This is a genomic window from Nocardioides ungokensis, assembly GCF_013466985.1.
Lineage (GTDB): Bacteria > Actinomycetota > Actinomycetes > Propionibacteriales > Nocardioidaceae > Nocardioides > Nocardioides ungokensis.
On record NZ_CP059164.1, the window covers coordinates 939810 to 960553 of the forward strand.

A 20744-nucleotide genomic window follows, 5' to 3' on the forward strand; every position below is an offset into this window, starting at 1 on the left:
TCAGCAGCCCAGCCCGGCGCGCAGCTCCCGGACCACCGAGTCGACGACGGCCACCAGGTCTCCGTCGGTGCGCTCGGCGACCGCGCGCTGCCGCTGGTACGACGCGCCCCGGCGCGGGATCTCGGCGACCGCGGCCAGCTCCGCGGCGCAGCCCAGCCGGTCGGCGACCGGGGCCAGGCGCTCGAGCAGGTCGGCGAGGTCCTCGGTCACCAGCCGCTCGTGGGACCGGTCGTCGAGGACCACGATGGCGTCGAGGCCGTAGCGGGCCGCGCGCCACTTGTTCTCCTGTACGTGCCACGGCGGCATCGTGGGCAGCGCCTCCCCGGCGGCGGCCCGGGTGTCGAGGTCGACGACCAGGCACTGCATCAGCGCCACCAGGGAGGCGAGGTCGTCGAAGTCGGAGACGCCGTCGCAGATCCGGTTCTCGAGCGTGCCGAGGTGGGTCGCCGGGCGCACGTCCCACCGGATCTCGGAGAGCTCGTCGATCACCCCGGTGACCAGCTGGTCCGACGCGAACGCCTCGAACTCCGACCACCGCTCGAACTGGAACGGCAGCCCTGCGGTCGGCAGCTGCTGGAACATCAAGGCCCGGTTGGAGGCGTAGCCGGTGTCCACCCCGGCCCAGATCGGGGAGGAGGCCGAGAGCGCGAGCAGGTGGGGGTAGTGGTTGAGCAGCGAGGACAGCACCGGCATCACCCGCTCCTGCGAGGGGAGCCCGACGTGCACGTGGACGCCCCAGATCAGCATCTGGCGTCCCCACCACTGGGTGCGGTTGATCAGCTCCTCGTAGCGGTGGCCCTCGGTCAGCTGCTGCCGGGTCCAGGAGGCGAACGGGTGCGTGCCGCCGCCGTACAGGTCGACCCCGAGCCCGTCGGCGACCGGGACCACCACCTCCAGCGTCCGGCGCAGGTCGGCGACGGCCTCGCCGACGGTGTGGCAGACGCCGGTCACGACCTCGACGGTGTTGCGGAGCAGCTCCTTGTGCAGCCGGCCCGGCTCGGGCAGCCGAGGTCCGGCCGCCGCGAACAGATCGGCGGCAGTGTTGGCCAGGTCACGGCTCGACTTGTCGACCAGCGCGAGCTCCCACTCGACGCCGATCGTGGGCTCGGGGGAGCCCCGGAAGTCGATGCGCCCCGACAGCGAAGCACATTCCCGCCCTGTCAGCATGGTCTCCATGCTGGAGGCACGTGCGCTGAACCTGACGCTTGACTTCTGCCTCAGGGTCGGTGAGCTGCTGCTCTCGTCCGGTGCCGGCGCCGCCGACGTCACGGCGACCATGAAGTCGCTGTCGTGGCACTTCGGCGTGCGTCACCCCGACATCGACGTCACGTTCACCTCGCTGTCGATGAGCTACCAGCCCAGCCCGGAGGACCACGCGCTCATCCAGATCCGGCAGGTCAAGCAGCGCGAGATCGACTACGAGGACCTGACCCTGGTCGACCACCTCGTCCGCGACGTGCTCTCGGACCGGGTCGACCTGATGGAGGCGCGCTCGACGCTGGCCCGGATCGTCTCCTCGGGCCACAGCACCCCTCGCTGGGTGATCACGCTCGGCTGGGGTCTGATGTGCGCCGGCGTGGGTCTCCAGCTCGGCGGCACCTCGACCGTGGTGGCAATCGCGTTCGCCGCCGCGGTCTGCATCGACCGGCTCCAGCTGATGATGTCGCGGCGGCGGCTGCCGTTCTTCTACCAGCAGGTCGCCGGCGGCGCGGTCGCCACGATCCTGGCCACCGTGGCCGCGGCGCTCGGCCTCGTGGACGATCCCTCGCTGGTCGTGACCGCCAACATCATCATGCTGCTCGCCGGCATCGGCTTCATGGGTGCGCTCCAGGACGCCCTGTCCGGCTTCTACGTCACCGGCGGGGCCCGGCTGACCGAGGCGCTGCTCGCGACCTCGGGCATCATCGCCGGCGTCAGCGGCGGCCTGACGCTCGCCAAGCTGGGGGTCGAGGTGGGCCGGCTCGACCCGGGGGCGGCCGGGTTCGAGGAGCTCTCGATGATGGCGCTCGGCGGGGCGATCTGTGCCGGTGCGTTCGCCTTCTCGTCGTACGCGCCCCCGCGCATCATCCTGCCGATCGCGGCGATCGCCCGGTCTCGATGGGCATCTCGCAGACCCTCACCTCGGCCGACGCCGGCCGGACCTGGCCGACCGGGCTGGCGGCGTTCTTCGTCGGTCTGGTCAGCTACACGGTCGCGGGCCGGCTGCGGGTGCCGCCCCTGGTCGTCGTGGTGTCCGCGGTGGTCCCGATGCTGCCCGGCCTCTTGATCTACCGGGGCCTGTCCCTGCTGGGCGAGGGCGGCCCCGCCACCTCGGAGGGGCTGCTCGCCCTCATCACCGCGGCCTCGGTGGCGACCGCGCTGGCCTCCGGGGTGATCCTCGGTGAGTACGTCGCCCAGCCGCTCAAGCGCGAGGCCCAGAAGCTCGAGAGCCGGCTCGCAGGTCCGCGGCTGGTGGGTCCGCTCAAGGTGCGCACCGGCCGGATGGCCCGCCGCGAGGCGCGCCGCGAGGCTGGCGACCAGCACGCCGACCAGCACACCGACCAGTCCACCGACCAGCCCACGGACAAGCAGGGCGACCTCGCCGGGCGGCCGTCGCTGGCCGTCGAGGAGTGACGGCTCAGCGGGAGGCCAGCAGCTCCAGCCAGGCCGCGCTGCTGCCGTCGTACGGCGCGTGGCGGCCGGCCACCGCGGCCCGGACCCGGTCGCAGGAGGTCATCGCCAGCCGGCTCACGTCGTCGGGTAGCCGAACCGCACCCGGTGCTCGGCGAACTCGTCCTCGTCGTCGATCCACACCCGCCCGGTCCGCCCGCGCACCACGTCGAGGTCGAGGTCGACCGCGCGCAGCACCGGCCCGTCCCAGACGGGGGAGTGGTCATGTCGACATAGACCTGCACCGGCCCCCCGACCGCGTGGAAGGTCGCCAGCCAGCCGCGCTGCTCGTCCGGCCCCGGTGCCGGCACCAGGCCGACCTGGTCGACCGGGGCGACGTACTCGGCCCCCGGCCGCGACATGAAGGTCCCGCGCGGGATCCCGATCCAGTCGCCGTGCGCGTCGGAGCCGAGCAGCACGGCGTCGAACTCCCAGTGCGGCCGGTCGCCCCACTTGGTCATCACCATCCGGACCTCGGCTCCCGGGCCGGACGTTCGGCAGCGGTCACGCCGCCTGTTTACCACTCAGACGACGGTGGCCTTGGGCGGCACGACCTTCTTGCTCGCGGCGGCGACGATGTCCTGGTAGCGCGACCCGGTCAGCTTGGCGAGGTGGTGCAGCGCGTGCGCGTCGAGGCCCACCAGCACCCGGGCCTTGTTGCCGAGGATCCCCTTGACGATGATCTCGGCGGCCTTCTCGGGCGTCATCTTCGCGAGCTTCTCGTCGAAGAGCCGCGCGGTCGCCTCCTTGTCCTCCTTGGCGGAGACCCGGGCGTTGCGCGCGATCGCGGTCTTGATGCCGCCGGGGTGCACCGCGGTGACCCCGACGGGGTGCCCGGCGATCAGCATCTCCTCGCGCAGCGCCTCGGTCAGGCCGCGCACGGCGTACTTGGTCGCGTTGTAGGCGCTCTGGCCGGGCATCGAGATCAGCCCGAACAGCGAGGAGAGGTTCACGACGTGCCCGTCGCCGGAGGCGATCAGGTGCGGCAGGAACTCCTTGGTGCCGTGCACGACGCCCCAGAAGTTGATGCCGACGATCCAGTCCATGTCCTCGTAGGTCAGGTCGACCAGGTCCCCTGCGAGCGCGACGCCGGCGTTGTTGACGACCACGTTGACCCGGCCGAACTGCTCGGCCACGGAGGCGGCGTACGCCGCGAACCCGGCGCGGTCCGCGACGTCGAGGCGGTCGCTGCGCACCTCGCGCGCGCCCGCCGTCGCGGCCAGCTCCACGGTCTCGGCGAGCCCTGCCTCGTCGACGTCGGACAGGGCGAGCAGCGAGCCTCGGCGGGCCAGGTTGACGGCCAGCGCGCGACCGATGCCGGAGCCGGCGCCGGTGATCACGACCACCTTGTCGTCGAGGGCCTTCATGCGGTCACTTCCTCTGCGTGGGGGAGTCGGGAGGTCGGTCGGGCGGCCCGCACGTCGTAGGCCGCCACGTCGAACTGCGAGAGCAGCCCGCGGAAGGCGAACGTCGAGCGCGGCCACAGGGTGGTGTTGCGGCCGTGGTCGTCGAGGTACCAGCTCGAGCATCCACCCGTGCTCCACACGGTGCGACGCAGGCGGCGCTGGAGGTCGGCGTTCCACTCCTGCGTCGCGGCCCGGGTGGGCTCGACCGACCCGTAGCGGTGCAGGCCCATGGTGCGGACCGCCTCGCGGAGGTAGGCCACCTGCGACTCGATGATGAAGACCATGCTCGAGTGGCCGAGGCCGGTGTTGGGGCCGACCAGCATGAACAGGTTGGGGAAGCCCGGCACGGTGGTGCCCTTGTAGGCGGCCATCCCGCTCTCGCGCCACTGGTCGGCCAGCGTCCGGCCCTCGCGCCCGGTGATGTGCTCGGTGATCGGCAGCTCGGTGGTGAAGAAGCCGGTGGCCACGATCAGCACGTCGATCGGCCGCTCGACGCCGTCCTCGGTGACCACGGCGTTGCCGGTCACCTTCGCGACCCGGTCGGTGACGACCTCGACGTTGTCGGAGTCCAGCGCGGGGTAGTAGGTGTTGGAGATCAGGATCCGCTTGCAGCCGATCTCGAAGTCCGGCGTCAGCCGCTCACGAAGCTCCGGGTCGGCGACGCCCTTGGCGAGGTTGGCCAGCGCCATCTTCTTCGCGGGCAGGGCCAGCTTCGGCTGCAGCGTGAAGCCGGGGACGTAGGCCTCCCGGCCCCAGTAGATCGCGGTCCGGTAGAGCTTCTGCAGCCCCGGGACGTGGCGCAGGGCGAGCCGCTCGAGGCGGCCGTAGGTGCGGTCGTTGCGGGGCAGAACGTACGGCGCCGTGCGCTGGTAGACGTCGAGGTGGCTCGCGACCTTCTGCACCTCGGGCACGATCTGGATCGCCGAGGCGCCGGTGCCGATGACCGCGACCCGCTTGCCGGCCAGGTCGACGTCGTGGTCCCAGCGGGCGGAGTGGAAGAGCTCGCCCTGGAAGCCCTCGATCCCGTCGATCTCGGGCAGCTTCGGCTCGGACAGGCCGCCGGCGCCGAGCACCAGCGTCGTCGAGACCAGCGTGGTGCGCCCGGACGGACCGGACACCTCCACGCGCCACCGCAGCGCCTCGTCCTCCCAGGTGGCCGACTCGAGCGTGGTGTGGAAGCGGAACCGGTCCAGGGTCCCGGACTCCTCCGCGACCCGGCGGATGTAGGCCTGGATCTCCGGCTGGGGGGAGAAGGACATCGACCAGTCGGGGTTGGGCGCGAAGGAGAAGGAGTAGAGCTGGCTCGGGACGTCGCACGCCGCGCCGGGGTAGGTGTTGTCGCGCCAGGTGCCGCCGACGTCGGCGCCCTTCTCGATGACCAGGAAGTCGGTCTCCCCGTCCTCCTGCAGCTTGACCGCCGCGCAGAGGCCGGCGAACCCGGCGCCGACGATGAGGTGCTTGACGTGAGTGGCCATGCCCCCGACCGTATTGGCGTTATTGAACAAGTGTCAATAGAATGTCTTCCGTGACGCCCGACACATCACCGGACCAGCCGGCCCCGTCGCGCGAGGCCGGCGCGCGCACCCGGCTCAGCCCCGACCAGCGCCGCTCCCAGCTGCTCGACCTCGGGGTGCGGCTGCTCGCCACCCGCTCGCTCGACGAGCTCTCGATCGACCTGCTGGCCGAGGAGGCGGGGATCTCCCGGGGACTGCTCTACCACTACTTCGGCAACAAGCACGCCTTCCACGAGGCGGTCGTACGCCGCGCGGCCGACGACCTGATCGCGCAGACCGCGCCGCCGGTCGACGGTGAGCCGCTGGAGCGGCTGCTGATCTCGGTGACGGCCTACCTCGACTACGTCGAGGCCAACTACGAGGGCTACCTCTCGCTGGTCAAGGGTGCGGCCGGTGGGAACGACACCCTGCGGCAGATCTACGAGGAGGCGCGGTCGGCGCTGACCGACCGGATCTTCCGCGAGGACGCCCAGGGCGAGATCATCCCGGACACGGCGCTCTCGCGGCTGATCGTGCGCGGCTGGGCCGCGATGACCGAGGAGCTCGTGATCACGTGGGTGCAGGACCCGGCGGGCGTGACCCGCGCGGACCTGCTGGCGGTGATCGCCGCCTCGCTGCCGACGCTGGTGGAGGCCTCGCCCGCCTGAGCCGCCCGCCCCCGACAGCCGTCTGCCTCGACAGGCGCCCGACCCGCGGCACACTGGGGGCATGGACGACATCGTCGAGCTCTCGGTGGCCGAGTGCCGCGACCTGCTGGAGACCGACACCGTCGGCCGGGTCGCCTTCGTGACACCGGCCGGCCCGCGGATCGTGCCGGTGAACTACGCCCTGCACGAGGACGCGATCGAGCTGCGCACCACGGCGTACAGCGAGCTCGGCGTGTACGCCCCCGGCCACGAGATCGCCTTCGAGATCGACCAGCTCGACGGGGTGCACCGGCGTGGCTGGAGCGTCGTCGCGCACGGCGTGTGCGAGCGGCTCGAGCAGCCGGGCTCGGGGAGCTGGACCAGCGACCGGCCCGCCGACGCCCCCCGGCCCGAGCCGTGGGCCGGGGGCGTCCGCCCGCTGTGGCTGCGGCTGCCCTGGCGCGAGCTGACCGGCCGCCGGGTGGGCGACGGCCACTGGCCGCACCCGGTGGTCAGTGGCCGGGGCCGCGGCTACTGAGGTTTGGCTGGTCCCGGGTGGGCGGTGAGCTGGCCACCGTTGGCCGGCTGGAAAGGGTGGCTGACTCACCGCTGGGGCGGGGCGTCCCGGGTGGGCGGTGAGCTGGCCACCGTTGGCCGGCCGGAAACGGTGGCTGGCTCACCGCTGGGGCCGCGGGCAGGCGGCGGTTACCGGGTCCCGGTCGACAGGTCGTAGACCGTCACCCCGTCGACCGTCTTCGCCTCGAAGCTGGCCTGGACCCACGCGGCGATGGCGCTCGAGGAGCTGCCACCGGCGCTCGGTCCGCCCATGCCGCCACCGGTCCCGCCGGCGATGAAGTAGTGGATCTCGCCGTCGGCGACGTAGGCCTTGAACTGCGCGAGCGTCGGGCTGGGGTCGCTGCCGTTGAAGCCGCCGATGGCCATCACCGGCTCCTCGGTCGCCAGCTGGTAGCCGGCCGCCGAGTTGGAGCCCACCGCCGCGGCCACCCAGGTGTAGGCGTCGGCGTCGGTGCTCAGCAGCGAGGCCAGGGCGGCGGTGGGGGTGCTGCCGTCGAGCAGTCCGCCGGCGCTCGAGCCGCCCGCCGCCCCGGTGCCGTCCTGGGTGGCGCCGCCGGGGGCGGTCGTCCCTCCGGGGGCGGTCGTGCCACCCGGCATTCCCCCGGGCATCCCGCCGGGTGCCCCCGTGCCGCCCTGGGAGCTCGGCCCCGCGGTCGGGATCGAGCCGGTGTGCGGGGTGGCTGCGGTCGCGAGGGAGTACGCCGTGGGGCCGGCCAGCGCGGCCACCAGTGCGGAGACCGCCACCGCCCGGCCGGCGCGGCGCGGCAGGTGCCGGACCCCGGCCAGCATCAGGGCGGCGGCGAAGCCGAGCGTGGCGACGACGTACTTCAGCCAGGGGTGCCAGTCACCGGCCCGGTCGAGCAGGACGAACGCGAGCGCGGCGGTGAGCGCGGTGGCGAACGCCAGCAACCCCGAGGCGACCAGGGATTCGCGGTGCCGCCACAGCGTGTGGGCGCCGATCGCGACCAGCGCGGCCACGGCGGGAGCCAGGGCGACGGTGTAGTAGGCGTGGAAGATGCCGGCCATGAAGCTGAAGGTGAGCCCGGTGACCAGGAGCCAGCCGAGCCAGATCGTCAGCCCGGCCTGCACCCGTCGGCCGTCCATGCCGCGGCCGCGGGCGAACCACAGCCCGGCCACGCCGAGGACCAGCGCCGCGGGGAGCAGCCACGCGATCTGGCCGCCGATCTCGCTGTCGAACAGGCGCAGGATGCCGGTCGCGCCCCAGCCGCCGTTGCCGCCCACCGAGCCGCTCTCGTCGCCGGTGAGCCGGCCGAACCCGTTGTAGCCGAGGGTGAGCTCGAGGATCGAGTTGTCCTGGCTGCCGCCGATGTAGGGCCGCGAGGACGCCGGCCACAGCTGCACGATCGCGACCCACCAGCCGCCGGCCACGAGCATCGCGCCGAAGGCGACCAGGAGGTGCCCGATCCGGCGGCGCCACGGGACGGCGGCGAACAGGGCGTACGCCAAGGCGAGGGCCGGCAGGACCAGGAACGCCTGCAGCATCTTGGTCAGGAAGGCCAGCCCGACGAGGGCGCCGCCGAGCGCCAGCCAGCGCACCGCGCGCCCGGTCCCACCGGGTGCGGTCGCCTCGACGGCCCGCTGGGTGGCGTAGGCCGCCCCGATCAGCAGCAGCACGAGGAGCGCGTCGGGGTTGTCGAAGCGGAACATCAGCACCGCCACCGGCGTCAGCGCGAGCACGGCCCCAGCGAGCAGGCCGGCCGCCGCCGATCCCGTCGTACGACGCACCGCCGCGTGCAGCAGGGCGACCGCGGCGACACCCTCGAGGGCCTGGGGGACCAGCAGGCTCCACGACGACAGGCCGAAGACCCGCACCGAGAGCGCCATCGGCCACAGCGAGAGCGGGGTCTTGTCGACGGTGATCGAGCTCGCGGCGTCGGAGGAGCCGAAGAAGAAGGCCTTCCAGGACTCCGACCCGGCCTGGACCGCCGCGGCGTAGAAGGAGTTGGCCCACCCGGAGCTGCCGAGGCCCCACAGGTAGAGCACCGCCGTCCCGGCCAGCAGCCCGGCGAGCGCGACGCGCTCCCTCGGCCAGGGGGAGCGCGCGGGGGTGGGGGCGGGCGGTGTCGGCGGGGCGGCCGGCACCGCCGGCGGCAGGGTCTGGGTCGTCATGGCGAGCAGCCTGTCCCGCCGGTCTGGCACGCCGGTCGGACCGTCCTGTGGGGTGGCTGTGCAGATCGGCGGGGTAGTCCGTGACGCTTCCGTTGTGGAAACGGCGTTCTCCACAGCAGGAGCGTCACGGACTATCGCGGCAGCGTGACCGTGAGGGTCGTGTTGCCCGGGTGGGAGGTCAGCGAGACCTGGCCGCCGTGGGCGTGCACGATCGCGGAGACCAGCGCCAGGCCGAGGCCCGCGCCGGCGGCGGGCTCGTCGCCGTTGCCCGTCGCGCGGGTGCGCGCCGCGTCGCCGCGGGCGAAGCGCTCGAAGGCGTGGTCCACGAGGTCGGGCGGGAAGCCCGGTCCGTCGTCGTGCACCGCGAAGCTGCCCCCGTCGGGGGTGGACCGGGCGGACACGGTGACGGTGGTGCCGGCCGGGGTGTACTTGCGGGCGTTGGTCAGCAGGTTGGTCACGACCTGGTGCAGCCGCCGGTCGTCGCCGGTGACGTTGACCTCGTCCTCGGGCAGCTCGAGCCGCCAGTGGTGGTCGGGGGCGACGACCCGGGCGTCCGAGACCGCCTCGAGCAGCAGCCTGGTCAGGTCGACGGGCTCGTGCTCCAGCGGACGACCGGCGTCGAGCCGGGCGAGCAGCAGCAGGTCCTCGACCAGCGCCGTCATCCGGCCGGACTCCTCCTCGACCTTGCCGAGGGCGGCACCGATCGTGCCGGTGTCGTCGGGCCGGCGGCGGGCCAGCTCGGTGTAGCCCGCGATCGTCGTCAGCGGCGTGCGCAGCTCGTGGGAGGCGTCGGCGACGAACTGCCGCACCTGCTGCTCGCTGCGGTGCCGGGCCTCCAGCGACGACTCCACGTGCGCGAGCAGCTTGTTCAGCGCCGAGCCGACCTGGCCGACCTCGGTGCGCTCGTCGGTGAGGTGGTCGGGCACCCGCTCGGTCAGGTCGATCTCGCCCGAGGCCAGCGGCAGCTCGGCCACGGTGTGCGCGGTCTGCGCGACCTCCCGCAGCGGCCGCAGCTGGCGGCGTACGACGACCAGGCCGGCGCCGGCGGCCGCGGCGATGCCGAGCGCTCCGAAGAGGGCCTCCCACAGCCCAGCTGCGAGACCGGGCCGTCGACCGCGGAGGTGGGTAGCCCCACGATGATCCGACCCTGGGGCGTCTGCTGGCTGGCGACGCGGTACTCGCCGTACCCGGGTACGACGGTGTCGTGACCGTTCCCGTCGGCGGGCACGCGGCCGAGCATCGCGATCGTCGACGCGTCGAGGTAGTGGGTGCCGTCCTCGGTCTGGATCTGCACGCCGGACCCGCCCGGGGCGATCACCCCGGCCATGATGTCCAGGCGGGGGCCGTCGAACGGCCGGTTGTCGCGGTCGTTGTCACCCGGGGGCTGCACCGCCCCGCCACCGGGGCTCTGGTGGGCGGCGGCAGCCACCGACTGGCCGAGAGACGCCTGCACGTCGCGGTCGAGCCGCCCGGAGAGGTAGGAGTGCAGGCCCAGCGTCGCCGCACCGGCGATGAGCGCGGCGACGATCGCCACCAGCAGGACCGCGGTGAGGACCAGGCGGGCGGTGAGGGAGGCGAACGCCGACCTCAGGCGGTTCATCACGCCGGCTTCAGCACGTAGCCCGCGCCACGCATGGTGTGGATCATCGGGTCGCGGCCGGCGTCGATCTTCTTGCGCAGGTAGGAGATGTAGAGCTCGACGACGTTCGCCTGTCCGCCGAAGTCGTAGTTCCACACGCGGTCCAGGATCTGCGCCTTCGACAGCACCCGGCGCGGGTTGCGCATCAGGAAGCGCAGCAGCTCGAACTCCGTCGCGGTCAGCGAGATCTCCTCACCGTTGCGGAAGACCTCGTGGCTGTCCTCGTCCAGCTCGAGGTCGCCCACCACCAGCACCGAGGACGTCGCGGCCTGGCGGGCGCCGGCCCGGCGCATCAGGCCGCGCAGCCGCGCCACGACCTCCTCCAGGGAGAACGGCTTGGTCACGTAGTCGTCGCCCCCGGCGGTCAGCCCCGCCACCCGGTCCTCGACCGCGTCCCGCGCGGTGAGGAACACGACCGGTACGTCGGGGTCGGTGCTGCGCATCCGGCGCAGGACCTCGAGGCCGTCGAAGTCCGGCAACATCATGTCCAGCACCACCGCGTCCGGGCGGAAGTCCTTGGCGAGGGACACCGCCTTGGAGCCGGTGAACGCCGTCGCCACCTCCCAGCCCTCGTACCGCAGTGCCATCGAGATCAGCTCGGCGATGTTCACCTCGTCGTCGACGACGAGCACGCGCAGGGGGGACCCGTCGGCCCTGGTCAGCTCCATGGGGACCATCGTGCCCGCACCGGGGCCGGGAACAACTGTGCACTCGCTGTGCGAAACCTGTGACGCCGAGGTGCCGGGCGGGGCGGTAGCCGGCTCATCGCGGCACCACAGGCTTCGCACAGACGACGCGGTGAGAGTCGCCGCCATGGACGAGCAGACCTCACCCGACCCGATCCCCACCGCCCCGACCGCCGCCGGTGCCCCGGGCAGCCGACCCGCCCTGCGGGACCGGGTGCTCGGCTGGCGCGGCGTCACCGGCGTCGCCCTGGCCAGCGGTGATCCTCGGCGGTGCCGGCGGCGCCGTCCTCGGTGCCGTCAGCAACGGTGGCGACAGCGGGGGACCGGGCGGCTTCGGTGGCTTCCGCGGACCGGGGATGATGCAAAGCTCCCAGAACCAGCAGAACCAGCAGCTGCCGGACGGCCTGCCCGGCAACCAGGGCCAGACGCCGCCGACGGGGACGCCCGGCCAGCTCCCGCCCAGCACCGCTCCCCAGCAGGAGGAGCAGAACAGCTGACCGGGGTAACCCGTTCGCCACGGCCACCGGCACGCGGGCACAATGGCCGACATCATGTCCGGCCCGGCACCCGCAGATCTTGCGATCACCTACCCGCCCGAGCTGCCGGTCACCCAGCGCCGTGAGGACATCGCCGCCGCGATCCGCGACCACCAGGTCGTGATCGTCGCCGGCGAGACCGGCTCGGGCAAGACCACCCAGATCCCCAAGATCTGCCTCGAGCTCGGCCGCGGCCGTCGTACCCAGACCGGGCAGGGCAGGGGCGGCAAGCCCCGCTGGAGCGGCGGCCTGATCGGGCACACCCAGCCGCGCCGGATCGCCGCTCGCTCGGTGGCGGAGCGGATCGCCGAGGAGCTCGGGACCGAGCTCGGCGACCTGGTGGGCTACCAGGTCCGCTTCACCGACCGCACCTCGCGCGCCAGCCGCGTGAAGCTGATGACCGACGGCATCCTGCTCGCCGAGCTCCAGCGCGACCGGATGCTGCGCAGGTACGACACGATCATCATCGACGAGGCCCACGAGCGCAGCCTCAACATCGACTTCCTGCTCGGCTACCTGCGCCGGCTGCTGCCGAAGCGGCCCGACCTGAAGCTGATCATCACCTCGGCCACCATCGACCCCGAGCGGTTCGCCCGCCACTTCGCCGACCGGCGCGGCAACCCCGCGCCGATCATCGAGGTCTCGGGGCGCACCTATCCCGTCGAGGTCCGCTACCGGCCGCTCATGGAGCTGGCGGAGGCCGACGAGGAGGGCGAGGCGGTCGTCCGCGACCAGACCGAGGCGATCGTCGACGCCGTCAAGGAGCTCTCGGCCGAGGGGCCGGGCGACATCCTGGTGTTCCTGCCCGGCGAGCGCGAGATCCGAGACACCGCCGACGCCCTCTCGGACCTGACCACGTCGACCCGCGGCGGCGGGACCGAGATCGTGCCGCTCTACTCCCGGCTCTCCGCGGCCGAGCAACACAAGGTCTTCCAGCGCCACACCAGCCGCCGGGTCGTGCTCGCCACCAACGTCGCCGAGACCTCGCTCACCGTCCCCGGCATCCGGTACGTCGTCGACAGCGGCGTCGCGCGGATCAGCCGCTACTCCGCACGCACCAAGGTCCAGCGGCTGCCCATCGAGCCGATCAGCCAGGCGTCCGCCAACCAGCGCTCCGGCCGGTGTGGCCGCGTCGAGGCGGGCATCGCGATCCGGCTCTACTCCGAGGAGGACTTCGAGTCCCGGCCGGAGTTCACCGACCCCGAGATCCTGCGGACCAACCTCGCCTCGGTGATCCTGCAGATGACCTCGCTCGGGCTCGGCGAGATCGGGCGGTTCCCGTTCGTGGAGCCGCCGGACAAGCGCAACGTCAGCGCCGGCGTGCAGCTGCTCGAGGAGCTCGGCGCCCTCGGCGCCGGCAAGGAGGCCCCGCAGCTGACCCGGGTCGGCCGCCGCCTGGCCCGGTTGCCGATCGACCCGCGGCTGGCCCGGATGATCATCGAGGCCGAGCGGCTCGGCTGCGTGCGCGAGGTCGTCGTGATCGCGGCGGCGCTCTCCCTGCAGGACCCGCGCGAGCGCCCCGCGGAGATGCAGGCGCAGGCCGACCAGCAGCACGCCCGGTTCAAGGCCGAGGACAGCGACTTCCTGACCTGGCTGAACCTGTGGCGCTACCTCAAGCAGCAGCAGCGCGAGCTGTCCTCCTCGGCGTTCCGGCGGATGTGCAAGCGGGAGTTCCTCAACTACCTGCGAGTGCGGGAGTGGCAGGACTTCGAGTCCCAGCTCCGGCAGGTCTGCAAGGAGATGGACATCGACGTCGGTCACCCGGCCGACAATCCTGACGCCGACGGCATCCACCAGGCGCTGCTCTCCGGGCTGCTGTCCCACATCGGGCTCCTCGAGGAGCGCGAGAAGGAGAGGTCGGGCAGCGGCCGGCGCCCGATGCGGGAGTACCTCGGCGCCCGCGGCGCCCGGTTCGCGATCTTCCCGGGCAGCGGGCTGGCCCGGAAGAACCCGCAGTTCCTGATGGCCGGCGAGCTCGTCGAGACCAGCCGGCTGTGGGCCCGCCAGAACGCCGCGATCAAGCCCGAGTGGGCCGAGCACCTCGGCGAGCACCTGGTCAAGCGCAGCTACAGCGAGCCGCACTGGAGCAGGAAGCGGGCCTCGGTGATGGCCCACGAGCGGGTCACCCTGTACGGCGTCCCGCTGGTCGCCGACCGGTTGGTGAGCTACGGCAAGGTCGACCCGGACCTTGCTCGCGAGCTGTTCATCCGCCACGCGCTCGTGTACGGCGAGTGGGGTGAGCTCTCGTCTGGCCGCCACAAGTTCTACGAGAAGAACCTCGCCCTGCTGGAGGAGGCGGAGGAGCTCGAGCACCGGGCCCGCCGCCGCGACATCGTCGTCGACGAGCACACCCTCTTCGACTTCTACGACGCCCGGGTGGGCGCCGACGTGGTCAGCGGAGCACACTTCGACCAGTGGTGGAAGCGGGCCAGGCGGGAGCAGCCGGAGCTGCTCACCTTCGAACCGGCGATGCTGACCCACGACACCGCCGCGGAGGTCCGGGCGGCGGACTACCCGGAGACCTGGGCCGGGGAGGGGCTGACCTTCCCGATCAGCTACCACTTCGAGCCCGGGGCGGCCGACGACGGGCTCACCATCGAGGTGCCCGTCGCCACGCTCAACCGGGTCGCCGCCGACGACTTCTCCTGGAACGTGCCGGGCCTGCGCGAGGAGCTGGTCACCAGCCTGATCCGCAGCCTGCCGAAGAACCTGCGGGTCAACTTCGTCCCCGCCCCCAACCGGGCGCGCGAGTTCCTCGCGGCCGTGCCGCCGGGGGAGGAGCCGCTGCTCGACGCCCTCGAGCGCTACTTCCGGTCGACCACCGGCGTCGTCGTGCCCCGCGACGCGTGGGACTGGAGCAAGGTCCCCGACCACCTGCGCCCGACCTACCGGGTCGTCGACGACGCCGGGGCCGAGCAGGCGCGCGGCAAGGACCTCGAGGCGCTCAAGGAGCCGCTGCGCCCGACGTTCGCGCAGGCCATCGCCGAGGTGGCCGCCGACAGCGGGATCGCGCGGACCGGCGAGACCGACTGGGTCTTCGGCACCATCGAGTCCTCCTTCATCCAGAAACGGGCCGGCCACGAGGTCCGCGGCTACCCCGGGCTGGTCGACGAGGGCGCGACCGTCGGCCTGCGGGTGCTCGGCTCGGAGTCCGAGCAGGAGGCGCAGCACCGGCTCGGGGTCCGGCGCCTGCTCCTGCTGACCACCCCGTCGCCGGTCAAGGCGGTGCTCGACGGGCTCGACAACGCCCAGAAGCTCGGGCTGGCCGGGTCGCCGTACCCCTCCGTCGCGGAGCTGCTCGACGACTGCCGCGCGGCCGTCCTCGGCAGCCTCGTCGACGCGCGGCCCCCGGTGCGCGACGAGGCGTCGTTCGCGGCCCTGCGGGCCGCCGCCGGCCAGGAGCAGGAGGCCCACCTGCGGGCGGTGCTCGCAGACGTGATCGCCGTGCTGGATGCCTGGCGGCAGGCGGAGAAGGCGCTCAGCGGCCGGGCGGACATGACGATGCTGCCGGCCCTGTCGGACATGAAGGCCCAGCTCGCCCGGCTCGTCCACCGCGGCTTCGTGGGCGAGGCCGGCGCCACCCAGCTGCGCCGCTACCCGGCCTACCTCACGGCCCTGCGGCACCGCCGCGAGCGGCTGCCCGAGCAGGTCAACCGGGACCGTCAGCTGATGGACCAGATCGGCGATCTGCAGGACGCCTGGTTGCACCAGGTCGAGGCGCTGCCCGAGGGCCGCCCCCCGGGCGCCCATCTGCGGCAGGTCCGCTGGATGCTCGAGGAGTACCGCATCTCGCTGTGGGCCCAGCACCTCGGCACGCCGTACTCCGTCAGCGACCAGCGGATCCGGAAGGCTTTGCACGCGGGGGACCGGGCCGCGTCGTAGCCTGAACCGGTGACCAGCCGACCGCACCACCGTCCGATGACTCCGGGAGCGGGCTTCTTCGAGTCCATCACCGGTGGCGTCGACCCGGCGCTGGTGAGCGAGGCGGCCGACCGCGCCGCCACCCTGCTGGTGCGCGGAGCCCGCGAGGCCGACGACGACCAGATCGCGGAGCGGCTGCTGCACCTCGCCGACACCGAGGGCATCGAGGCCATCGCCGAGGTCTGGTCAGGCTCGCCGGCCGACTCCCTGGCCGGCTGCCTGTGGCGCCTCTACCTGCTCCGCTCGTGGGTGTACGCCGATCCGGCCGCGGTCGCCGCCGAGTTCGAGGCCGGCCGGGCCCGTGCCCAGGTCGCCCGGGTGGTCGCGGGCGTCGCCGACCCGCCCGGGCCGGACGAGCTCAAGGCGATGGTCGACCAGGTGCTGCGGGGGATCGCCGGCAGCGACTTCGCCGACGTGCTGCTCCGGGCCGCTGCCTTCGCCCGGGTGGTCGCCACCGGCCGGGCGGCGCTCCCCGGACCGACCGAGGTGGAGGTGCGCCGGATGCTGGTGCTCGCCGAGCAGCTCGAGGCCGCCGGCCACGTGGAGCTGCGGCACGGCCTCGCCTGAGGCTCCTCCGACGGGTCCGGTCCGCCGCGACCAACCGGTGTGTGCGCCGCGTCATGGCGAGAATGCCTTGAGTGGCTCGCCCGGCGTCGTATGGTGGTTCTTCGGAGTACGTCGGGCCGCGGCAGCCCCGGGTCCCAACATAAGCCGCTACGAGCGGCCACGCGCCGTGAGGCGCTCCCGGTCCGGCGTACTCCTCCTTCTCCACCTCAGCCGGTCTCCTAGGCTCCTCGTCATGGTGAGACTCCGGGACCTCCGTTCGCTCCTCCGTCCGAGGCGGGCCGGCCGGGCCCCGGGGCGCCGGGACACGCTCGGCTACGCCCCACGGGCTGACGGCCGTGCCGACGTCGGCGAGGTCGTCTGGGCCTGGGTGCCCTACGAGGAGAACGACGGGCGCGGCAAGGACCGCCCGGTGCTGCTGGTCGGGCAGCGACGGTCGGCGCGCGGGTTCCAGTGGCTCGGCCTGATGCTGACCAGCAAGGACCACGACCGTGACGCTGCCGACGAGGCGCGCTGGGGTCGGCAGTGGATGGACGTCGGGACCGGGGACTGGGACCGCGAGCGCCGGCCCAGCGAGGTGCGGCTCGACCGGCTCATCGTGCTGGAGCCCGACGCGGTCCGCCGCGAGGGGGCCGCGCTGGACCGGGCGACGTTCGACGAGGTGGTCAGGGCCGCGAGCGCGCTGCACGCGCTCGGCTGAGCAGCGGGCACCGGGGCCGAGCGACCCCTCAGGCGAAGGTGCGGGAGATCCGGCGCACCGCCGCCCGCGCCGGGGCGCGGTGGTCGGGGTAGTCCGCCGAGGGCGCGGTGATCTCGACCAGGCACAGGTAGGCGCCGTGGGCGACGATCCCGAGGTCGGCGGTGCGCGCCCGGCGCGGGGTGGCGCCGTACGTCGCGCGGTAGTGCTCGCCGGCACCGGACACGACGTCCACGTCACGCATCGGCCCGACCTCGGCCTCGCAGTCCTCGCGCCACGACCGGAGCACCTCGCGGGCCCGCCACGCGGACTTGGCGTCGGCGAACCGGGCCACCACCTGGGTCGCCGCGCGACCGTTCTCGTCCTGGGGGTCCACGTAGGTACGGCGCACGGCGCTCACCGCCCCGATGGTCTGCAGCGAGGTCTTCTGGCAGGCGCCCACGCCTCCGGAGGTCTCCGGGCCGGTGTCGCCGACGGTCCAGCCGCCCTCGGTGCCCGGTGTCATGTCCGGCATGTCCTCGGCGGCGAGCAGGTGCGCCTCCAGCGCCGCCGGCCGGGCATTCCCGCTTGGTGCGATCGCCTGGCGCCCGCTCCGCGACGGGCGCGCCGTCGCGGTCCGTGTCGGGGCGGTCCGTGTCGGGGCGGACGAGGGGGACGACTCGACGCCCGACTGTGGGGTCGGGGAGGCGTCCCGGGACTGCCCGGAGGGGGCATCCCCCTGCCGCTGCAGGCGTGCCGACGCGGTCGAGGGCTGGTCCGCGGACCCGGAGGTGCCGCACCCGCCGGCGACCAGGGCCAGTGCCACTAGGGGCAGCAGGGGACGGAGCGAGCGCGTGGGCCGGATCACGCACTGATCGTAGGGATCGGGAGGCCGCCGACGGCGGTGCGACATGCCCCCCGCGGGTTACTTGCCGGTCGGTAAGGTAGTGCCCCGTGGCGCTCCCCCGCGGGAGGCGCCTCAGGCGACACGTGACCAGCGAGTCGGACGAGGGTGTGAAGGGGTGCAGGTGAGGGTGCGTCGCAGGTCAGGGGTGGTCGCTGCGACCGCGATCATCATGAGCCTGCCGCTGTTGTGCGGGGCGTTGACGGGCTGCGACGACGGCGGCGCACAGCCCGGGCCGACCCTGCGCAGCGGCAGCACGGAGCCGAGCGCCCCGAAGGCCCAGCTCACGTTCGGCGTCTACGGGCCGAAGGACGAGACCAGCGAGTTCCAGGGCGTGGTCGACAGCTTCAACGCCCAGTCCGCGGAGAGCCGGGTCCGGCTGCACACGTGGTCCAGCCACGGCGCCATGATGGCGGACCTCCGCTCCGGCGGTGGTCCGGCGTCACACCTGCCCGACATCTTCATGGCCTCGCGCAGCGACCTCAGGTGGCTGCAGGGCAAGCACCTCACCCAGCCGGTCGACGAGCTGCTCGACGAGCGTGGCATCGACTTCGGTGACGGCTACTCGCGTGACGCCCTCGAGGCGTTCAGCGCCGACAACCGCTGCAGTGCATGCCGTACTCGATCTCGCCGATGGTCATCTACTACAACACCAGGCTGGTCGACTTCGCGAAGATGAGGGCGCGCGGGCCTCTCCGCCCCGGACCCGGCGAGCTCCAGCCCGCGCTGGACCTTCGACCAGTTCACCGCCGCGGCGCAGTTCGCCACCCGGCCGCGGAAGGGCACCCGAGGTGTCTACATCGCGCCGACGCTGACCGGGCTGGCGCCGTTCATCTACTCCGGCGGCGGCAAGATCTTCGACGACGAGTCCGCGCCCACCACCCTCGCCTTCTCCGACGACAGCACGCAGGGCGCGCTGCAGCGCACCCTGCCGCTGCTGCGCGATCCGCACGTCACCCTGACCCAGGACCAGCTGGCGAAGGCCTCGCCGATGCAGTGGTTCGAGCGCGGGCGGCTCGGCATGATCGCCGGCTACCGGTCGATGGTGCCCGCGCTCCGGCAGGTGCCGGGGCTGAGCTTCGACGTGATGCCGATGCCCACCCTGGACAGCTGGTCCACCGTCGGTGACATCAGCGGGCTGTGCCTGTCGGCCCGGGCGGCCAGCACCCCGGAGGCCGCGGACTTCCTGGTCCAGGCCTCGAGCGCGAAGTCGGTCGGGCGGGTCGTCCGGTCCGGCTACCTGGTGCCGGCCAACCTCGAGGCCGCCTCCTCCGACGACTTCCTGCAGCCCGGGCGGCTGCCGGAGCACGCGGCGGTGTTCAACAGCAGCGTCCGAACGCTCCACCTGAACCCGCTGATCGACTCGGGCCCGCAGCTCGAGCAGGCGGTCTCGGGCAGCCTCCAGGACCTCCTGAACGTGCCCGTGCTCGACCTCCCCGCCCTCGGCGAGCAGATCGACGCCGAGTCGCGCAGCGTGCTGGCGCCGGGGGGCGCCTCCGACAGCCCGACCCCGAGCGGCGGCTAGAGCGGGATCAGGCCTCCGGCGACGGGTCGTCCGGCGACCCGTCCGCCTGCGGGTGGACCGGAGCGGCATCGGCCTCGAGGACGGCGCTGGTCAGGACCGGCGCGGCGAGCCCGATCTGCCAGCTGCGTGCGCCGTACGCCGCCAGCTGGGCCGCGATCTCGTCGAGCAGGGTCCCCGGCTCGCGGGTCCGCGGGGGCGTCCACAGCGTGCGGCGCAGGTAGTCGGGGGTCAGCAGGTTCTCCACCGGCATGCCGTGCTGCTCGGCGATCACGCCCATCTGCGCGCGGGCGAGCTGCAGGCGCTTCGCGGCCACCGGGTCCTTCTCGGCCCAGGCGCGGGGGAGCGGGGGACCGTCGCCCCGGGGTGAGCGGGTGGGGAGGTCGTCCTCGGCCATCTCCTGCACGTCGCGCAGGGCGGCCACCCAGCGGCTCGCGTACCGCTCGGCGCCGCGGCCGTGGAAGCCCCGGGTCTTGAGCAGGGCCCCTCGGTCGGCCGGCATCGCCTGGGCCGCCGCCACGATGGCCGAGTCGGGGATGATCCGGCCCGGGGTCACGTCGCGCTGCTCCGCGATCTGGTCACGGGTCTCCCACAGCGCGCGGACCGCGCCGAGGGCGCGACGCCCGCGGACCCGGTGCAGACCCGAGGTGCGTCGCCAGGCATCGACCCGGGCGGCGGGTTCGAACCCGCGCAGTGCGTCGAACTCCTGGCGGGCCCAGTCGTCCTTGCCGGCGGCGACCAGCTCCGCGGCCAGGGCGTCACGCAGCTCCACGAGCACCTCGACGTCCAGCGCGGCGTAGTCGAGCCACGGCTCGGGCAGCGGGCGGGTGGACCAGTCGACGGCGGAGTGCTCCTTGGCGAGCCGGAAGCCGAGCAGCGTCTCGACCAGTGTCGCCAGGCCGACGCGGGGGTAGCCCAGCAGCCGGCCGGCGAGCTCGGTGTCGAACAGGATGGTCGGGCGCAGCCCCACCTCGGCCAGGCACGGCAGGTCCTGGGTGGCGGCGTGCAGGATCCACTCGGTGCCCTCGAGGGCCTCCTGGAGGGGGGCGAGGGAGACGAAGGCGATCGGGTCGACGAGCGCGGTCCCGGCGCCCTCGCGGCGCAGCTGGATCAGGTAGGCCCGCGAGGAGTAGCGGTAGCCCGAGGCGCGCTCCGCGTCGATCGCCACCGGGCCGGACCCGGCGGCGAGCGCGGCGCAGTAGTCGCGCAGCGCCGGCTCGGTCTCGATGACGGGTGGCAGGCCGTCGCGCAGGGTCAGCAGCGGCTTGTCCACTGCCTCCGTCGGCTGCTGGTCCCCCTGCTCGTCGCGGGGCTGCTCGACGGGCGCCTGCTCGACGGAGGACGGGTCCTCGGGAGGCTGGTCGTCGGAGGGTGCAGCGAGGGGGGCCATGGAGG

20 protein-coding genes are annotated in these 20744 nt (G+C 73.3%); 10 read left to right on the forward strand and 10 right to left on the reverse strand.

Features of this window, described 5'->3' with window-relative positions; genetic code table 11:
- Complete coding sequence (locus H0S67_RS04745; protein ID WP_180935648.1) at positions 1-1167, reverse strand: glutamate--cysteine ligase; 1167 nt, start codon at positions 1165-1167, stop codon at positions 1-3.
- Positions 1168-1174: 7 nt separating this feature from the next.
- Here H0S67_RS04745 and H0S67_RS04750 point away from each other — a divergent pair, with 7 nt between their 5' ends.
- Together H0S67_RS04750 and H0S67_RS24490 are read left to right on the forward strand one after the other, a co-directional pair.
- Positions 1175-2266: a threonine/serine exporter family protein gene (locus H0S67_RS04750; RefSeq protein WP_246355126.1), complete on the forward strand. Its 1092-nt coding sequence runs from the start codon at positions 1175-1177 to the stop codon at positions 2264-2266.
- Positions 2155-2613: a threonine/serine exporter family protein gene (locus H0S67_RS24490; protein ID WP_246355328.1), complete on the forward strand. Its 459-nt coding sequence runs from the start codon at positions 2155-2157 to the stop codon at positions 2611-2613. Before H0S67_RS04750 ends, H0S67_RS24490 begins: the two co-directional genes overlap by 112 nt.
- Before the next feature lie 114 nt (positions 2614-2727).
- Here H0S67_RS24490 and H0S67_RS28570 read toward each other — a convergent pair whose 3' ends face one another.
- From H0S67_RS28570 to H0S67_RS04765, 3 genes are all read right to left on the reverse strand, one after another.
- Entirely contained in the window at positions 2728-3102 is a 375-nt protein-coding gene (locus H0S67_RS28570; protein ID WP_484549374.1) for a DUF402 domain-containing protein, read from the reverse strand.
- Positions 3103-3173: 71 nt separating this feature from the next.
- Positions 3174-4016 (reverse strand): SDR family NAD(P)-dependent oxidoreductase, encoded by an 843-nt coding sequence (locus tag H0S67_RS04760; RefSeq protein WP_180935650.1) that lies wholly within the window; start codon positions 4014-4016, stop codon positions 3174-3176.
- Positions 4013-5530, reverse strand: coding sequence for a flavin-containing monooxygenase (locus H0S67_RS04765; protein WP_180935651.1), 1518 nt, complete (start codon positions 5528-5530; stop codon positions 4013-4015). The genes H0S67_RS04760 and H0S67_RS04765 overlap by 4 nt, the downstream gene beginning before the upstream one ends.
- A 50-nt stretch (positions 5531-5580) precedes the next feature.
- Here H0S67_RS04765 and H0S67_RS04770 point away from each other — a divergent pair, with 50 nt between their 5' ends.
- Together H0S67_RS04770 and H0S67_RS04775 are read left to right on the forward strand one after the other, a co-directional pair.
- Positions 5581-6216: a TetR/AcrR family transcriptional regulator gene (locus H0S67_RS04770; RefSeq protein ID WP_246355127.1), complete on the forward strand. Its 636-nt coding sequence runs from the start codon at positions 5581-5583 to the stop codon at positions 6214-6216.
- 61 nt (positions 6217-6277) lie between these two features.
- Positions 6278-6733 (forward strand): pyridoxamine 5'-phosphate oxidase family protein, encoded by a 456-nt coding sequence (locus H0S67_RS04775; RefSeq protein WP_180935653.1) that lies wholly within the window; start codon positions 6278-6280, stop codon positions 6731-6733.
- Positions 6734-6900: 167 nt separating this feature from the next.
- Here H0S67_RS04775 and H0S67_RS04780 read toward each other — a convergent pair whose 3' ends face one another.
- The 4 genes from H0S67_RS04780 to H0S67_RS04790 all read right to left on the reverse strand — a co-directional run bounded on the left by H0S67_RS04780 (position 6901) and on the right by H0S67_RS04790 (position 11217).
- The gene (locus tag H0S67_RS04780) at positions 6901-8901 is read right to left on the reverse strand and encodes an ArnT family glycosyltransferase (protein WP_180935654.1); all 2001 of its coding nucleotides are present in this window, start codon (positions 8899-8901) and stop codon (positions 6901-6903) included.
- A 131-nt stretch (positions 8902-9032) separates the two neighbouring features.
- Positions 9033-9875 carry a sensor histidine kinase gene (locus tag H0S67_RS24495; protein WP_246355128.1) on the reverse strand — a complete coding sequence of 281 codons (843 nt, stop codon included), beginning with the start codon at positions 9873-9875 and terminating at the stop codon, positions 9033-9035.
- Positions 9836-10501 carry a hypothetical protein gene (locus H0S67_RS24500; protein ID WP_246355129.1) on the reverse strand — a complete coding sequence of 222 codons (666 nt, stop codon included), beginning with the start codon at positions 10499-10501 and terminating at the stop codon, positions 9836-9838. The genes H0S67_RS24495 and H0S67_RS24500 overlap by 40 nt, the downstream gene beginning before the upstream one ends.
- Complete coding sequence (locus tag H0S67_RS04790) at positions 10501-11217, reverse strand: response regulator transcription factor (RefSeq protein ID WP_484549375.1); 717 nt, start codon at positions 11215-11217, stop codon at positions 10501-10503. Before H0S67_RS04790 ends, H0S67_RS24500 begins: the two co-directional genes overlap by 1 nt.
- A gap of 266 nt (positions 11218-11483) precedes the next feature.
- On the opposite strand from H0S67_RS04790, the gene H0S67_RS04795 reads away from it, so the two are divergent.
- From H0S67_RS04795 to H0S67_RS04810, 4 genes are all read left to right on the forward strand, one after another.
- Positions 11484-11723: a hypothetical protein gene (locus H0S67_RS04795; RefSeq protein ID WP_180935655.1), complete on the forward strand. Its 240-nt coding sequence runs from the start codon at positions 11484-11486 to the stop codon at positions 11721-11723.
- 54 nt (positions 11724-11777) lie between these two features.
- Positions 11778-15644 (forward strand): ATP-dependent RNA helicase HrpA, encoded by a 3867-nt coding sequence (gene hrpA / locus H0S67_RS04800; RefSeq protein WP_180935656.1) that lies wholly within the window; start codon positions 11778-11780, stop codon positions 15642-15644.
- A 9-nt stretch (positions 15645-15653) separates the two neighbouring features.
- Complete coding sequence (locus tag H0S67_RS04805; protein ID WP_246355130.1) at positions 15654-16250, forward strand: hypothetical protein; 597 nt, start codon at positions 15654-15656, stop codon at positions 16248-16250.
- Positions 16251-16482: 232 nt separating this feature from the next.
- Entirely contained in the window at positions 16483-16947 is a 465-nt protein-coding gene (locus H0S67_RS04810) for a type II toxin-antitoxin system PemK/MazF family toxin (protein WP_180935657.1), read from the forward strand.
- A gap of 28 nt (positions 16948-16975) precedes the next feature.
- Here the strand turns inward: H0S67_RS04810 and H0S67_RS04815 are convergent, their stop codons facing one another.
- A complete protein-coding gene (locus H0S67_RS04815) occupies positions 16976-17791 on the reverse strand; it encodes a hypothetical protein (RefSeq protein ID WP_180935658.1) in 816 nt (271 codons plus the stop codon).
- A 160-nt stretch (positions 17792-17951) separates the two neighbouring features.
- On the opposite strand from H0S67_RS04815, the gene H0S67_RS04820 reads away from it, so the two are divergent.
- A complete protein-coding gene (locus tag H0S67_RS04820) occupies positions 17952-18506 on the forward strand; it encodes a type 2 periplasmic-binding domain-containing protein (RefSeq protein WP_180935659.1) in 555 nt (184 codons plus the stop codon).
- A gap of 312 nt (positions 18507-18818) precedes the next feature.
- Entirely contained in the window at positions 18819-19352 is a 534-nt protein-coding gene (locus H0S67_RS04825; RefSeq protein ID WP_180935660.1) for a type 2 periplasmic-binding domain-containing protein, read from the forward strand.
- A gap of 7 nt (positions 19353-19359) precedes the next feature.
- On the opposite strand, the gene H0S67_RS04830 is transcribed toward H0S67_RS04825, so the two are convergent.
- The gene (locus H0S67_RS04830) at positions 19360-20739 is read right to left on the reverse strand and encodes a ribonuclease D (protein WP_180935661.1); all 1380 of its coding nucleotides are present in this window, start codon (positions 20737-20739) and stop codon (positions 19360-19362) included.
- Between the last annotated feature and the right edge of the window lie 5 nt (positions 20740-20744).

Excerpts from the sequence above, each read along its gene's own strand:
- H0S67_RS04745 (WP_180935648.1), bottom strand. The coding sequence starts at position 1,167 with ATGCTGACAGGGCGGGAATGTGCTTCGCTGTCGGGGCGCATCGACTTC.
- H0S67_RS04750 (WP_246355126.1), top strand. The coding sequence starts at position 1,175 with ATGCTGGAGGCACGTGCGCTGAACCTGACGCTTGACTTCTGCCTCAGG.
- H0S67_RS04760 (WP_180935650.1), bottom strand. The coding sequence starts at position 4,016 with ATGAAGGCCCTCGACGACAAGGTGGTCGTGATCACCGGCGCCGGCTCC.
- H0S67_RS04765 (WP_180935651.1), bottom strand. The coding sequence starts at position 5,530 with ATGGCCACTCACGTCAAGCACCTCATCGTCGGCGCCGGGTTCGCCGGC.
- H0S67_RS04775 (WP_180935653.1), top strand. The coding sequence starts at position 6,278 with ATGGACGACATCGTCGAGCTCTCGGTGGCCGAGTGCCGCGACCTGCTG.
- H0S67_RS04780 (WP_180935654.1), bottom strand. The coding sequence starts at position 8,901 with ATGACGACCCAGACCCTGCCGCCGGCGGTGCCGGCCGCCCCGCCGACA.
- H0S67_RS24500 (WP_246355129.1), bottom strand. The coding sequence starts at position 10,501 with ATGAACCGCCTGAGGTCGGCGTTCGCCTCCCTCACCGCCCGCCTGGTC.
- H0S67_RS04790 (WP_484549375.1), bottom strand. The coding sequence starts at position 11,217 with ATGGTCCCCATGGAGCTGACCAGGGCCGACGGGTCCCCCCTGCGCGTG.
- hrpA (WP_180935656.1), top strand. The coding sequence starts at position 11,778 with ATGTCCGGCCCGGCACCCGCAGATCTTGCGATCACCTACCCGCCCGAG.
- H0S67_RS04810 (WP_180935657.1), top strand. The coding sequence starts at position 16,483 with ATGGTGAGACTCCGGGACCTCCGTTCGCTCCTCCGTCCGAGGCGGGCC.
- H0S67_RS04825 (WP_180935660.1), top strand. The coding sequence starts at position 18,819 with ATGCAGTGGTTCGAGCGCGGGCGGCTCGGCATGATCGCCGGCTACCGG.
- H0S67_RS04830 (WP_180935661.1), bottom strand. The coding sequence starts at position 20,739 with ATGGCCCCCCTCGCTGCACCCTCCGACGACCAGCCTCCCGAGGACCCG.